14 protein-coding genes are annotated in these 13,442 nt (G+C 75.0%); 5 read left to right on the top strand and 9 right to left on the bottom strand.

The window, feature by feature from the left end:
- The first annotated feature begins 20 nt into the window (after window positions 1–20).
- Window positions 21–1,403 (top strand): acyl-CoA synthetase, encoded by a 1,383-nt coding sequence (locus ACLFMI_RS17495; protein ID WP_410948946.1) that lies wholly within the window; start codon window positions 21–23, stop codon window positions 1,401–1,403.
- Window positions 1,404–1,416: 13 nt separating this feature from the next.
- On the opposite strand, the gene ACLFMI_RS17500 is transcribed toward ACLFMI_RS17495, so the two are convergent.
- Together ACLFMI_RS17500 and ACLFMI_RS17505 are read right to left on the bottom strand one after the other, a co-directional pair.
- Entirely contained in the window at window positions 1,417–2,595 is a 1,179-nt protein-coding gene (locus ACLFMI_RS17500; RefSeq protein WP_410948947.1) for an acyl-CoA dehydrogenase family protein, read from the bottom strand.
- 188 nt (window positions 2,596–2,783) lie between these two features.
- Complete coding sequence (locus ACLFMI_RS17505) at window positions 2,784–3,611, bottom strand: oxygenase MpaB family protein (RefSeq protein WP_410948948.1); 828 nt, start codon at window positions 3,609–3,611, stop codon at window positions 2,784–2,786.
- A 77-nt stretch (window positions 3,612–3,688) separates the two neighbouring features.
- On the opposite strand from ACLFMI_RS17505, the gene ACLFMI_RS17510 reads away from it, so the two are divergent.
- From ACLFMI_RS17510 to ACLFMI_RS17520, 3 genes are all read left to right on the top strand, one after another.
- On the top strand, window positions 3,689–4,285 hold the full coding sequence (locus tag ACLFMI_RS17510) for a TetR/AcrR family transcriptional regulator (protein ID WP_410948949.1): 597 nt from the start codon (window positions 3,689–3,691) through the stop codon (window positions 4,283–4,285).
- Between the two features lie 169 nt (window positions 4,286–4,454).
- Window positions 4,455–4,841 (top strand): VOC family protein, encoded by a 387-nt coding sequence (locus ACLFMI_RS17515; RefSeq protein WP_410948950.1) that lies wholly within the window; start codon window positions 4,455–4,457, stop codon window positions 4,839–4,841.
- A gap of 263 nt (window positions 4,842–5,104) precedes the next feature.
- Entirely contained in the window at window positions 5,105–5,407 is a 303-nt protein-coding gene (locus tag ACLFMI_RS17520; protein ID WP_410948951.1) for a hypothetical protein, read from the top strand.
- 64 nt (window positions 5,408–5,471) lie between these two features.
- On the opposite strand, the gene ACLFMI_RS17525 is transcribed toward ACLFMI_RS17520, so the two are convergent.
- The 7 genes from ACLFMI_RS17525 to egtA all read right to left on the bottom strand — a co-directional run bounded on the left by ACLFMI_RS17525 (window position 5,472) and on the right by egtA (window position 12,692).
- Complete coding sequence (locus ACLFMI_RS17525; RefSeq protein ID WP_410948952.1) at window positions 5,472–5,927, bottom strand: cupin domain-containing protein; 456 nt, start codon at window positions 5,925–5,927, stop codon at window positions 5,472–5,474.
- An 18-nt stretch (window positions 5,928–5,945) separates the two neighbouring features.
- Complete coding sequence (locus ACLFMI_RS17530) at window positions 5,946–6,521, bottom strand: class I SAM-dependent methyltransferase (RefSeq protein ID WP_410948953.1); 576 nt, start codon at window positions 6,519–6,521, stop codon at window positions 5,946–5,948.
- Window positions 6,522–6,557: 36 nt separating this feature from the next.
- Window positions 6,558–8,084, bottom strand: coding sequence for a serine hydrolase domain-containing protein (locus tag ACLFMI_RS17535; protein ID WP_410948954.1), 1,527 nt, complete (start codon window positions 8,082–8,084; stop codon window positions 6,558–6,560).
- Window positions 8,085–8,130: 46 nt separating this feature from the next.
- Window positions 8,131–9,123, bottom strand: coding sequence for an L-histidine N(alpha)-methyltransferase (egtD, locus tag ACLFMI_RS17540; protein WP_410948955.1), 993 nt, complete (start codon window positions 9,121–9,123; stop codon window positions 8,131–8,133).
- Between the two features lie 17 nt (window positions 9,124–9,140).
- Window positions 9,141–9,932, bottom strand: coding sequence for an ergothioneine biosynthesis protein EgtC (egtC, locus tag ACLFMI_RS17545; protein ID WP_410948956.1), 792 nt, complete (start codon window positions 9,930–9,932; stop codon window positions 9,141–9,143).
- Between the two features lies 1 nt (window position 9,933).
- Window positions 9,934–11,235 (bottom strand): ergothioneine biosynthesis protein EgtB, encoded by a 1,302-nt coding sequence (egtB, locus tag ACLFMI_RS17550; protein ID WP_410948980.1) that lies wholly within the window; start codon window positions 11,233–11,235, stop codon window positions 9,934–9,936.
- A gap of 71 nt (window positions 11,236–11,306) precedes the next feature.
- Complete coding sequence (gene egtA, locus ACLFMI_RS17555) at window positions 11,307–12,692, bottom strand: ergothioneine biosynthesis glutamate--cysteine ligase EgtA (RefSeq protein ID WP_410948957.1); 1,386 nt, start codon at window positions 12,690–12,692, stop codon at window positions 11,307–11,309.
- 138 nt (window positions 12,693–12,830) lie between these two features.
- Between egtA and ACLFMI_RS17560 the strand changes: the two genes are divergently transcribed.
- Complete coding sequence (locus ACLFMI_RS17560; RefSeq protein ID WP_410948958.1) at window positions 12,831–13,433, top strand: TetR/AcrR family transcriptional regulator; 603 nt, start codon at window positions 12,831–12,833, stop codon at window positions 13,431–13,433.
- The last annotated feature ends 9 nt before the right edge of the window (window positions 13,434–13,442 follow it).

Genomic DNA, 13,442 nt, shown 5'->3' on the forward strand with positions numbered 1-13,442 from the left:
ACCACCCGAGAGGAATCACGTTGCTGCTCAGCTCGCTGTCCGCGGCCGACGACCTGGACCGCGCCGTCACCGTCGGGGACGTGTCGCTGTCCCGGTCCGCACTGCTCGAGCAGGCCGGCCGGTTCGCCGCCGGGATCCCCGACGACGGACCGGTCGCGGTGCATGCGACGGCGTCGGCGGACACCGTCGTCGCGGTCACCGGTTGCCTGCTCGCCGGGGTGCCGGTCGTCCCGGTCCCGCCGGACGCCGGGCCGGCCGAGCGCGGGCACGTGCTGCGCGACTCCGGCGCGACGGCGTGGTCCGGCGAGGTCCCGGACGGCGTCGAGCTCCCGCGCGTCACGCCCGGCCCGACGGCACTCGCCCCCGGTGAGGTCGACCCCGAGGCGACCGCGATGCTGCTCTACACCTCCGGCACGACCGGCGCGCCGAAGGGTGCGCAGCTCAGCGGGCGGTCGATCGCCACCGGCCTGGACGCGCTGGCCGAGGTCTGGGGCTGGACGCCCGCCGACACCGTCGCGCACGGGCTGCCGCTGTTCCACGTGCACGGGCTGATCCTGGGCGTGCTCGGGTCGCTGCGCGTCGGGTCCCGGGTGGTGCACACCGTGAAGCCGCAGCCGGCCCGCTACGCCGCGGCCGGCGCCAGCATGTACTTCGGCGTGCCCACCGTCTGGAACCGGATCGTCTCCGAGCCGGACTCGGCCAGGGCACTCGGCGGCGCCCGGCTGCTGGTCTCGGGCAGCGCCCCGCTGCCCGCGTCGCTGTTCGAGCAGGTCGCCGCGCTCACCGGGCAGGCGCCGGTGGAGCGCTACGGCATGACCGAAACCATGATCACGCTGTCCGCCCGGGCGGACGGCGAGCGCCGCGCCGGGTGGGTCGGGCTGCCGGTGCCGGGCGCGCAGACCCGGCTGATGCCCGCCGAGGACGAGGTGGGCGCGGTCCCGGACGACGGTGACACCATCGGCCGGCTGGAGGTGCGCGGCCCGATGCTGTTCTCCGGCTACCTGAACCGGCCGGAGGCGACCGCCGAGTCGTCGGCCGGGGACGGCTGGTTCCGCACCGGCGACCTCGCCGTCCGCGACGCCGGCGGGTTCCACCGGATCGTCGGCCGGGAGAGCACCGACCTGATCAAGTCGGGCGGCTACCGGATCGGCAGCGGCGAGGTCGAGGCCGTACTGCTGGACCACCCGGCGGTCGCCGAGTGCGCCGTCGTCGGACTGCCGGACCCGGACCTCGGCCAGCGGATCGTGGCGTTCGTGGTCGGCGAGGCCGGCACCGGCGACGCGCTGATCGAGCACGTGGCGTCCCAGCTGTCGTGGCACAAGCGCCCGCGCGAGGTCCGGTTCGTCGACGCGCTGCCGCGCAACCCGATGGGCAAGGTGCAGAAGAAGCTGCTCACCGGCTAGCCCGGTCACCGGCTCAGTAGCTCCGCGGGAGTCCGAGGACCTGGGTGCCGATGTGCGCGAGCACGAGCTCCTCGGCCACCGGGATGTTGCGGGCGATCCGGGCGTCCCGGAACAGCCGCTCCACCGGGTACTCCTTCGAGTAGGCCATCCCGCCGAAGGTCTGGAACGCCTGCTCTGCGGCCTCCCAGCCGACCTGCGCGCCGGTGAGCTTGGCGATGCTGGTCTCGGCCTGGCACGGCAGGCCCCGGTCGAACAGCCAGGCTGCCTTGTAGGTCATCAACCGGCCCAGCTCGGTCTTCGCCTTGATCTGCGCCAGCGGGAACTGGATGCCCTGGTTGGCGCCGATCGGGCGGCCGAACACCTCGCGCTCCGAGGCGTACCGCACCGCGACGTCCAGCGCGGCGTCCGCACCGCCGACGCCGCCGGCCGCGGCCAGGATCCGTTCCGGGTTGAGCACGTCCCACAGCACCGCGAAGCCCGCGTCCACCTCGCCGAGCACGTTCTCGGCGGGCACCCGGACGTCGTCGAGGAAGACCTGGCTGGAGGTGACGATGTTGGACCCCATCTTGGGGATCGGGGTGTAGCGCAGCGTCCCGGCGTCGACCGCCTCCTTGACGTCGACCAGGAACAGCGTGAACCCCGAGGTGCGCGGCCGGGCGTCGGCCGCAGGCACGGTCCGGGTGATCGCGATCATCCAGTCGGCGTTCTCCAGCCCGGAGATCCAGACCTTCTGGCCGTTCAGCACGAAGTCGGAGCCGTCGCGGACGGCGTGGGTGCGGATGCTCAGCGCGTCGCTGCCCGCGTCCGGCTCGGTGAGCGCCATGCAGAACTGCAGGTCACCGGTGGCCAGCCCGGGCAGCAGCCGGGCCTTCTGCTCCACGCTGCCGTGCCGGGTCAGGGTGGTCGCGCCGAAGCCGGGGGTGAGGATGTAGAGGAACGTCCCGCCGGTGCCACCGGACGCGGCGAGCGTCTCGCAGGCCATCGCCAGCTCGAGCATCCCCTGCCCGCCTCCGCCGTACTCCTCGGGGACGGTCAGCCCCAGCCAGCCGCCCGCGGCCAGGTCCTTCCACACCTCCCACGGGAACCGGTGCTCCTCCTCCATCCGCGACCAGTAGTCGTGGTCGTAGCGGGCGCCGATCGCCCGCACCCCTTCCTGGACGGCGAGCGCGGTCTCGGGCAGGGCGAAGTCCATCGGGCATTCCTCTCCGAACGTGTCACGGATCTGCGCGGCGGGCCCGGGCCGTCCCGGCCGGCGTGCCGGCGGCGCGTGCGCGGCGGCCGTGCGCCGGGCTCCGACGGCCGGACGATCCCGGCGGAACCGGCGCGGCGGAACCCGGCGACATCCTCGCCGATCTTGTCGTGGGTGTCATGTGGCGTGCGTCAGACGAGCGGGCGGCCGAACCGGCGACGGAGCCGCATGTCGGCGAGGCAGGTGTTGTACGGCATCCGGCGCAGCGCGGGCGGCAGCCGGAACAGGACCTCGCCCATCCTGCGCGTCCGCTGCTCGAACTCCCGCTGATCGGCGTCCGACCAGGGCAGTTCGAGCATGCTCCGGAACGGTTCGTGCAGGAATCCGGTGGTGAACCAGCGGCTGCGGGCGAGGCCGATCCGGCCGGCCCGGCCGAGGTACTCCCGGTTGATCAGCCGCTCGAAGTAGGCCCGCATCGCCGGTTCGATCGCCACCGCACGCAGCCCCTCGGTCCAGTAGTCCTCGAAGGCAGCCCGGTCCGCGGGCCACTGCTCGGGCCGGACCTGCAGCGTGGTCCCGAGCGCGGCGCACTCGCGATAGACCGGGTTCGGCAGCCGCATCCCGGGCCGTCCGGTCAGCAGGCCCCAGGTGTCCTCGAACGCCCGGTAGAGGCAGGCGGCGACCCACAGCTGCAGGTTCCGGTCGGTGGCCCGGTAGGCGACCGGGCTCTGCTCGGTCGAGCGGACCTGCGCGTGCGAGCCCCCGACGGCACGCCGGTAGTCCCGCCGGTCGTCCTCGGTGCCCAGCAGGGCCACCCCGAGGTAGGTGTTCGTGGTGCGGAACCGGTGCAGCGGGTGCTCGAACAGGTTGCCGCTGGTCACCCGGCTCTCCCGCACGCCGTGCCCGACCGGCGGCAGGGACAGTTCCATGATCACGTTCGCGGTGGCGCCCAGCAGGACCGGTGCGAGCACCAGATCACGGGCCGTGCGAGGTGTCGCCGCGGGCGCACCGAGCAGCATCCCGACTCCCTCCCCAGCTTCTGACAACGACCGTAGTCAGTTTGGCACGGGCGTCGCAAGCAGGCACGATCGTGGCCGTGGCGGAGGCACTGCGCACCTATGGCGGCGTGAACGGCGCGCAGCGCCGGGCCGACCGGCGGGCGCAGCTGCTGGCCGCCGCGCTGGAGCTGCTCGGCAGCCCGGGCGGGGAGCTGACGGTGCGCGGGGCGTGCCGGGTGGCCAGGGTCGCCACCCGCTACTTCTACGAGAGCTTCGCCGACCGGGATGCGCTGGCCGCCGCCGTCTACGACCAGGTCGTCGCCGAGGTCGGGGCCGCCGCGGCCGCCGCCGTCGACCACCCGGGCACGCCGCACGTCGAGCGGGTGCGGGCCGGGGTGGGCGCGATCGTCGCGGTGCTCGCCGACGACCCGCGCAAGGGCCGGGTGCTGTTCGGGCCGGAGCACGCGGCCCGGCACGGCGAGACCGCACGGCTGTTCGTGCGGCTGTTCGTGGAACGCCAGCGGGGCCCGGACGACCTGGTCGCCACCTTCGCCGTCGGCGGTCTCGGCCGGGTGCTCGAGGCCTGGCTCGTCGGCGACCTGGACGCCCCGCGCGAGCACGTCGTGCAGCGCTGCGCCGCACTGCTGGTCGCCGCGCAGCGGGCCCCCGGCGAGGGCTTCGCACCCGGCACGTGACCTGCTAGCTTCACCGGTGCGCCCCCGATGGGCCCAGCCGGAAGGAGTCCTCGCACCGCCGACGCCTCGCGTCGGCGTCCCGCACGGGCCCGCGGGCGCAGTCTCCTCTCGCTCCTCGCGCTCGGTCGGGGTGCGCACTCCCCCGGTTCTCGACCACAGGAGGACCACCATGACCTGCACGTTCAACCACACCATCGTCGCCGCACGGGCCCGCTCGGAGTCGGCGGCGTTCTTCCGGCACGTGTTCGAGGCGGCCGAGGCACCGTCCTGGGGGCCGTTCACCAACGTGCTGCTCGACGGCGGCGTGCTGATCCAGTTCGCCGACCTGCCCGAGGACGCGTTCCCGGAGATCCAGAACCAGCACTACGCCTTCCTGGTCGACGACGAGCTGTTCGACCGGGCCTACACCCGGCTGGTCGCCGACGGCGTCGCGCACTGGGCGGACCCGCAGCAGCAGCGTCCCGGCGAGATCAACCATGGGCACGGCGGACGCGGCGTGTACTTCCGGGATCCGGCCGGGCACTTCCTGGAGATGCTCACCCGCCCGTACCTCTGAGCGCTCCCGCAGGCCCGTAGCGGGACCGACCGGCCGTCGCGCCCTAACCCGCACAGCGGCCGCCACGCAGCGCCGGACCCCGCGCGCAGCGGGCGGCCCGCGCAGCGGATCCCGCGCCGCGCACGCGTTCTGCCCGCCGTGCGCGCCTGACCGCGCTGCGCCGGCGGTTCGGCCAGGTTCGATGTCGTGGCAGCATCGACGCCGGGGGTGGTCCGGTGCCGGGGGTACGACAGCGGATCACGGGAGTCGTTCGGCGACGTCCCGTGCTCGCGTTCTGCCTTCTGCTGGCCACCGCCGGCTGGCCGGTGCAGATCGTCGCGCCGGACGCCGTCGGGCTCGCGTACCTGGTGACCGCCCTGTTCTTCCCGGAACGTGCTGCTGGTGGCGCTCGCGCACGGGCGGAGAACGCCTGGAGCGCTCACCCGTACCGGACGCTGTTCTCGTTCGAGCCGCCCGGTTTCCAGTTCGTCGACGCGCTGCGCGAGGCGACGGCCGTCGCGCCGGCAGTGCTGGTCCTCGTCGCGACGCACGGCCGGCTCACCCTCCGGCCCGCCCCCACTCCCTGACCGACGACCGACCCCGCGCCGTTCAGGAGAAACGCGCACGCGTTCGGCCCGCGAGGGTGCGGGGTCAGGCCGGATGGCCGGGGTCGACCCAGGGCACGTGCTCGGGGTCGGCGACGCCGTCGATGTCCAGGTTCACCACGATCGGCTCCTGCCCGGAGCGGGTCAGCACGCACTCCAGCGGCTCGTCGTCCAGCGCGTTGATCTCCTGGTGCGGGACGTAGGGCGGGACGAAGATGAACCCACCGGGCCCGGCCTCCGCGGTGAACTCCAGGTTCTCGCCCCAGCGCATCCGAGCCCGGCCGCGGAGGACGTAGATCACGCTTTCCAGCTCGCCGTGGTGGTGCGCCCCGGTGCGGGCGCCCGGATGGATGGTGACCGTGCCGGCCCAGAGCTTCTCCGCACCCGCCCGGCCGTGCGTGACGGCCGCAGCGCGGTTCATGCCCGGCGTCTGCGGGGTGTTCGTGTCGAGGGCGTCGCCGGGGATCACGCGGACGCCGTCGTCGCGCCAGTCGGTGGTCATGTCCGGCACGGTAACGCCTCAGGAGGGCCGCACGGCACGGAAGCGGAACGAGCGGGCGCCGAGCTCCGTTCCGGGGTCGGCGAGCCCGGCCGCGGCCAGCCGGGCGGGCAGCCGGTCGGGGTCGACGGCGGTCATCGTGTCCCCGATGTGGATCACCCGGAACCTCAGGGACAGCCGGGTGTCGATGCCGGCGAACGTGCCGCCGGGGCGCAGCACCCGCGCGGCCTCGGCGAACAACCGGTCCTGCTCGGCCGGGGTGGGCACGTGGTGCAGCATCGTGAAGCAGACGACGGCGTCGAAGCCGGCGTCCGGGAACGGCAGCGCGGCGCCGTCGCCGTGCCGGATGTCCACCCCGAGCGGGCCGCCGAGCCCCTCGCGCAGGTCGGCGGCCATCGCCGGGTCCGCCTCCAGCGCGGTCAGCGCACCGGTCCGCGGGGCCAGCCAGCGGGTGGTGACGCCGTAGCCGGGCCCGATCTCGAGCACCTCGCCGCCGAGATCGACATCCCGGGTGGCCCACGGCAGCGTCGTCCCGTGCATCCGGTCGGCCCACGAGTCGGAACGGCAGATGCGGCGGTGCAGCGCGTTCATCGGCATGGCCGGGACCGTAGCGCGCGCCCGGCCCGGCCGTCGTCAGATCAGCACCCGGGCCGTGACGACGGCCGCGAGCGCCCCCAGGCCGAGCACCAGCCCGAAGGCGGCGCTCGCCCGCCGGCCGCCGGCGCCGGCATCGTGGTCGGGTCCCCAGTCCCGCCACCGCGCGACGGCCAGACCCGCACCGGCCCCGGCGAGCACGCACCCGGCTACCCAGAACGGGACGTACGCCCACCCGATCGCGCCGGTCGCCCAGGCGACGACGAGGAAGAACAGGCCGGTGCCGAGCGCGGTCCCGACGTCGGTGCGCCGCACGGACGCCGGTGCGCGCCGCCACCCGCCGCGAGCCGCACCGAGCACGGTCGTCCCGGCCGACAGCGGGAACACGATCGCCACCAGGACCGGCACCAAGCCGGGCAGCTCGACACCTCCGGCGTCGTCGGTCCGCGCCGTCGACGGCGGCGGCACGCCGAGCAGCTCGGCGCCGATCCGGTCCACCCCGGCCTCGGAGTTGCCGAGAACGACCACGGTCGACCCGGTCGCGGGCTCGGCCAGCACCGACGACGACACCCCACCGGAGCCACCGTTCTTCCAGAGCAGGGTGTGCCCGCCGGTCTCGAGGGTGTACCAGCCATAGCCGATCCGGCCGAAGTCCGACGGGTAGCGCGGGACGGCGGCGTCGGCGACCGGTGAACCCGGCGCGTCCAGGGCACCGGCGTAGCGGACGAGATCCTCGGCCGTGGACCACACCCCGACCCCACCCGGGACGTCGCCGGGGCTGATCCACGGTGCGACCGCGCGGCCGGCCTCGTCGTGCCCGACCGCCGCTCCCGGCGGTGAGGCGTCCGGGATCGCCGTCGCGGTCATCCCGAGCGGGCCGGTGACGATCTGCTCGACCAGCTGCGGGTACGGCGTCCCGGTACGGGCGGCGAGCACCTGCCCGAGCAGCGCGTTCGCCAGGTTCGAGTACTCCGGCTCGCCGCGCGGCCCGAGGCCCGCCGCGTCCGCGGAGGCGAACACATCCTCCGGCGAGCTGTCGTACGGGTCCGTGCCGAACCACGTGTAGCCGAGACCCATGGCGAACCGGTCGAACCCGGAGGCCAGCCGGGGCAGCCCGGAGCGGTGCGAGACCAGCTCGCCCAGCGTCACGTCGCCGACCGGGCCCCACTCCCGGCCCGGGACCACCTCGCGGACCCGGTCGTCGGCGTCGACGACGCCCTGCCGCTCCAGCCCGGCCAGCACCGCCCCGGTCATGGTCTTGGTGACCGAGCCGATCTCGAACGGGGTCGTGGCCGACACCGGGGTGCCGCGGCCGTCGTCGCCGATGCCGGCGTAGGTCACCGCCCCGCCCTCGACGACGGCCGCCACCACGCCGTACTGCCCCGGCCCGGCGGCCGCGCGCAGCCGCTCGGCCAGCGCCGGGTCGCCGCTCTGCTCCGGCCCGGGCGACGACGGCGCGGGCGCGAGCAGCCAGCCGAGCACGCCGAGCAGCACCGCCCCAGCCAGCGCCGCGGCGAGCGTGCCGCGCCCGGCGGCGGGGACGGTGGAGGACCCGGTGGCGATCACGCCCTTACGATATTCCGTAATTACGCTGATCGCCAACCGGGCCGGGTCAGACGGCCGTGACCAGGCTCAGCGCGAACCGGTCGTCCGGGTCGGTCCAGCGCCGGGACGGCACGAACCCGGCCGCGGTGACCATCTCGTCGATCACCTCGGGCCGGAACTTCGCCGAGATCTCGGTGACCATCTCCTCGCCGGCCAGGAACGACACGTCCAGGTCCAGCGCCCGCACGCTGACGTGCAGGTCCCGTACCGCGCGCAACCGCATCTCGATCCACTCGTGCTCGGCTTCCCACACCGCGACGTGCGAGAAGGCGTTGATGTCGAAGTTCGCGCCGAGCTCGCGGTTGAGCACGAGGAGCACGTTGCGGTTGAACTCGGCGGTGACGCCCGCGGCGTCGTCGTAGGCGGGCACCATCACGGCCGGGTCGGTGACCAGCCCGGTGCCCAGCAGCAGCTGCTCCCCCGGCGCCAGCACCGAACGGACGTGGGTGAGGAACTCGTGCCGGGGCCCGGGCAGCAGGTTGCCGACCGTCCCGCCCAGGAAGGCGATCATCCGCTTGCCGCCGGGGTCGGCGCCGGGGAGCCGGTCCAGGTCCGTGGTGAAGTCCCCGACGACGCCGTGCACCACCAGCTCCGGATAGTCGCGGTGCAGCACGTCGATCGCGCCGCGCAACGCCGACTCGCTGACGTCCTGCGGCACGTAGCGGGTCAGGGTGCCGGCACCGGAGAACGCGTCGAGCAGCAACCGGGTCTTCGTCGACGAGCCCGACCCCAGCTCGACGACGGTGTCCGCGCCGGACGAGCGGGCGATGTCGGCCACCGAGTCGGCGAGCAGCGCCCGCTCGGTGCGGAACGGGTAGTACTCGGGCAGTTCGGTGATCCGCTCGAAGAGCTCCGAGCCGCGGGCGTCGTAGAACCACTTCGGCGGGAGCTCCTTGGGCCGGGCCACGAGGCCCCGCGCGACATCGGTGCGCAGTGCGGCGTCGGCATCGGCATCGGTCAGGTGGACGTCGAGGCGGATCAGGCCGCCGGGGGTGCTCACACGGTGCTCCTTCGCGATCACTGCGCTACGGCCGCCGGGGAGGTCTCCCCCAGCGGGTACAGCTCGTGCCGGCCCGGGCGGGCCACCACCAGGTGCCGGTCGGGCACCTGCGTCCAGTCCGGGAACGCGTGCGTGGGTTCGGAGGCCACGGTGACCTCGGGGGCGCCCGGGCGACCGGGGCCGCCGGAGGTGCGCACCGCCAGGGCGTGCCGCCACGCGGTGGCCCAGATCGTCGTCCCGTCGGTGAGCAGCAGGTTGAGCCGGGAGCCGGGGGCGTCCTGCTCGACCCGCACGCAGGTCCCGCCCAGGACGGCGCCCGGGTCCTCGCCGGCCCGCAGCCGGTCCCGGACCAGCGCCCACAGCACGGCCGCGTCGGTGGGCGCGTCCAGGGTCATCAGGTCGACGGCGGGCAGCGCCGCGGCCGCGGCGGCGAGGGTCCCCGGCCAGCCACGGACCACCCCGTTGTGGCTGAACAGCCACCGGCCCTCGACGAACGGGGCGTTCGCCGTGCTCACCACCGGCATCCCGGTGGTCGCGGAGCGGACCGCGGCCAGCATGCCGGTGGCCCGGGTCGCCCCGGCCAGCGCGACGAACGCGGTGTCGGCCCACAGCGCCCGCTCGGACCGCACCCGGACCGGGTCGGCGCCGGGCTCCGAGTACCAGCCGGCGCCGGAGCCGTCGGCGTTGATCGTGCCGCCGCCGCGCATGTCGGCGGGGGCGTAGGACTGGGCCAGCAGACCGTGCTCCGGGGCGAGGAGCACCTCCGCCAGCGTCCGGGACGGACCGAGGTAGGCCAGGTGGCGGCACACCTCAGTGGTCGTGGCCCGGGTGGGCGTCCGCGGCCAGCCGGAAACCGGCGAAGATCTGCCGCCGGACCGGGTGGTCCCAGTTGCGGAAGGTGGCCCGGATCGCGGCCGGGTCGGTGCCGAACGAGCCACCGCGCAGCACCGTGTAGTCCCCGCCGAAGAAGACTTCCGAGTACTCGGGGTACGGGAACATCCGGAACCCCGGGTACGGATGCCAGCCCGAGTCGCACCACTCCCAGACGTCGCCGAGCAGCTGGTGCACGCCCAGCACGGACGCACCGGCCGGGTAGGCGCCCACCGGGGCGGGCTGCAGGTGCCGCTGGCCGAGGTTGGCGTGCGCGGCGGTCGGCTCGTCGTCGCCCCAGGGGAAGCGCCGGGAGCGGCCGGTCGCCGGGTCGAACCGGGCCGCCTTCTCCCACTCGGCCTCGGTCGGCAGCCGCCGCCCGGCCCAGGTCGCGAACGCCCGGGCCTCGTGGAAGCTCACGTGCACGACCGGCTCGTCCATCGGCACCCGCTCGAGGACGCCGAACCGGCGCCGCCACCAGGCGCCACCGGCGTCGCGGGACCAGAACCGCGGAGCGGTCAGTCCCTCGGCGACCCGGTGCGCCCAGCCGGCCTCGGTCCAGAACCGCGGGTCGTCGTACCCGCCGGCCTCGACGAACTCCCGGTAGCGGCCGTTCGTGACCGGGTAGGCGTCGATCCGGAACGCGGGCAGGTCGACCGTGTGCGCGGGTCGCTCGTTGTCCAGGGCCCACGGCTCGGCCGAGGTCCCCACCTCGAACGGCCCGGCCGGCACCAGCACCTGCGCGGCCGGGTCGACCGGCGCCGCGGGACGGCCCGGCGCCGGCGCGTCCAGCACCGGGCCGCCGGACCGCAGCTGGTGGGTGGCGAGCATGGTCTCGTCGTGCTGCTGCTCGTGCTGCACGATCATCCCGAACGCGAAACCCTCGTGCTCGAGCGGACGGCCGCGCAGCGGGCTGCGGTGCAGCGCGTCGAGCGCCTTCTCCCGCACCTCGCCCACGTACTGCCGGGCCTCGGCGGGCCCCAGCAGCGGCAGACCGACCCGGCTCGACCGGGAGTGCTGGAACGCGTCGTAGAGGCCGTCGATCTCCGGCCGCAGTGGCTCGCGGCCGCCGACGTCGCGGACCAGCCAGAGCTCCTCCTGGGAGCCGATGTGCGCGAGGTCCCACACCAGCGGGGACATCAGCGGCGAGTGCTGGGTGGAGAGCTCGGCGTCGTCCAGGTCGGTGAGCGTGGTGCTGCGGTCCCGGGAGCGGGCCAGCAGCGCGGCGACCCGCTCGCGCATCGCCTCGGGGGTCTCCCCCGGCGCGGCGGGACCGGTCGTGGGTCGTGTCGTGGGTCGTGCGGAATCGATGCTCATCGGACACCCTCCTCGATCCGGGCGGTGTGGTCGTGTGCCCCGTCGGACTGGTACAGGCCGGGCGGGAACGCCGCCCCGGGGCCCGGGCCGTCCGCGGCCGGGCCCTCCTCCAGCGGCATCGGGTCGTCGGCCGGGCAGCGGCCGCGCAGCACCCGCTGCTCGGTGACCTCGCGGAGCCGGTCGAGCACCGGGCCCGGCGCGTCGAGGAGCGCCCCGTCGCCGGCCGCGAGCACCTCGCAGGCCAGCGGGAACAGCACCGCCGCGGCCCGGGCCAGTGCCGGGTCGGCCAGCGCGTCGCGGGCCGCAGGCACCCAGGACCGGGCGACCGGCGCGCACACCTCGCGCACCCGGTCGACGACCGCCGGGGACGAGGTCAGTGCCAGCAGCACCGCGGCGGGCAGCGCCCAGTCGTCGCCGGGCTGGCCGTCCAGGTAGCGCACCTCCAGGTGCCCGTGCGGCCGGACCGGCGGGAACAGCGTGGAGACGTGGTAGTCCAGGTCATCGGTGGTGGGCGGGCGTTCGAGCACGCCGTCCCGGGCGCGGCCGGTGACCCAGTCGGCGAACGTCACGCCGGCCGACACCGCCCAGGACCCGGTGCCGCGCACGCACAGCAGCGGGGTCTCGACGACCCGGCGGGCCCACGCCGCGGCGGGCGACCCGCCCAGTGCGGGGGCCGGCGGTGGCGCCGTGCGGGCCGGATCCAGGCTCAGCCAGCACGCCTGGCGGGACGACTTCCAGCCGGTGGCCCGGCCGTGCTGGACCGGGGAGTTCGCGAACGCGGCGACCAGCACCGGGCCGAGCTCGTGCAGCACCGCCCAGCGGTCGGCGACCCGGTCGGCGGGCCCGGCGTCCAGGCAGACCTGCACCGCCGACGTCGAGCACATCCCGCTGCGACCGTGCGGGCCGACGCGGTCGAACGTGCACTCCATCGCCGAGTAGCGGGGCAGGTCGAGCAGGCGCTGCGCGGGCCGGACCGGGTCGGCGGCACGCGGGTGCGGCCGGAGGTCGTGCCGGGCGAGCAGCTCGTGCAGGTAGGAGGCGTCGGCCGAGACGTCGGCGACGAGGCGGGTCAGCCCGTCGAGCGGGGGGCTGGAGATCTCGATCTGCCCACCGGGCTCGACGGTGACGGTGCACCCGGCGGGAAGCGGGCGGTGCGCGGTGCTGCCCAGGGAGGCGGGCGTGTGCGGGCCGAGCGCGGCCCGCAGGGTGTCGAGGTCGACCGGGTCGCCCGGCCGATCCGGGTGGTAGAGCATCCATTCGAGCTCGACACCCGCCAGCTGTGGCGGCCCGTGCTTGAAGCACACCGACGCGACGTAGGCCTCCGCCTCGGCCTGACTGCGCAGCACCCCGTCGCCGGATGCGGCGCTCTCCTCCAGGATCACCACGGCGACGCTACCCCGGCCGGATGACGCCCGCATGACGTCTTCCGGGTGGCCAGAGCCACGTTTCCGCCGTGCAGCGACACCGGGACGGGCGAGCCGGGGGGCCTTACCGGACAGCCGTACGGGATACTGGCTCCCATGCCCCGCGTCAGCACCGACCAGCTCGCCGCCCGCCGGCGGCAGATCATGGACGGTGCACGCAGCTGTTTCGGCGACCACGGCTACGAGGGCGCCACGGTGCGCCGGCTGGAGCAGTACACCGGCCTGTCCCGGGGCGCGATCTTCCACTACTTCCGGGACAAGGAGGCGCTGTTCCTCGCGCTGGCCGAGCAGGACGCGACCCGGATGGCCGACGTCGTCGCCGAGCAGGGGCTGGTGCAGGTGATGCGGGACCTGCTCGACGCCGCCCGCGGCACCGACGCCGGCGAGCACGTGAGCGACCGCAGCTGGCTCGGGACCCGGCTGGAGGTCTCCCGGCGGCTGCGCACCGACCCGGAGTTCCGGGCCCGCTGGCAGGAGCATTCCGGTGGGCTCACCGCGGCCACCCGGGCCCGGCTGGAGCGCCAGGCCGCCGCCGGTGCGCTGCGGGACGACGTGGGGGTCCCGGTGCTGGCCCGCTACCTGGAGCTGGTGCTGGAGGGCCTGGTCTCACACCTCGCGATGGGCCTGCCCGCCGACGATCTCGACGAGGTGCTCGACGTCGTCGAGAACGGGGTCCGGGCGGCCGGCCGCACCCCCTGATCCGCCGGT

The sequence above is a fragment of the Pseudonocardia nantongensis genome (assembly GCF_046546495.1).
Classification (GTDB): domain Bacteria; phylum Actinomycetota; class Actinomycetes; order Mycobacteriales; family Pseudonocardiaceae; genus Pseudonocardia; species Pseudonocardia nantongensis.

Excerpts from the sequence above, each read along its gene's own strand:
- ACLFMI_RS17500 (WP_410948947.1), bottom strand. The coding sequence starts at position 2,595 with ATGGACTTCGCCCTGCCCGAGACCGCGCTCGCCGTCCAGGAAGGGGTG.
- ACLFMI_RS17505 (WP_410948948.1), bottom strand. The coding sequence starts at position 3,611 with ATGCTGCTCGGTGCGCCCGCGGCGACACCTCGCACGGCCCGTGATCTG.
- ACLFMI_RS17515 (WP_410948950.1), top strand. The coding sequence starts at position 4,455 with ATGACCTGCACGTTCAACCACACCATCGTCGCCGCACGGGCCCGCTCG.
- ACLFMI_RS17525 (WP_410948952.1), bottom strand. The coding sequence starts at position 5,927 with ATGACCACCGACTGGCGCGACGACGGCGTCCGCGTGATCCCCGGCGAC.
- ACLFMI_RS17530 (WP_410948953.1), bottom strand. The coding sequence starts at position 6,521 with ATGCCGATGAACGCGCTGCACCGCCGCATCTGCCGTTCCGACTCGTGG.
- egtB (WP_410948980.1), bottom strand. The coding sequence starts at position 11,235 with ATGCGCGAGCGGGTCGCCGCGCTGCTGGCCCGCTCCCGGGACCGCAGC.
- ACLFMI_RS17560 (WP_410948958.1), top strand. The coding sequence starts at position 12,831 with ATGCCCCGCGTCAGCACCGACCAGCTCGCCGCCCGCCGGCGGCAGATC.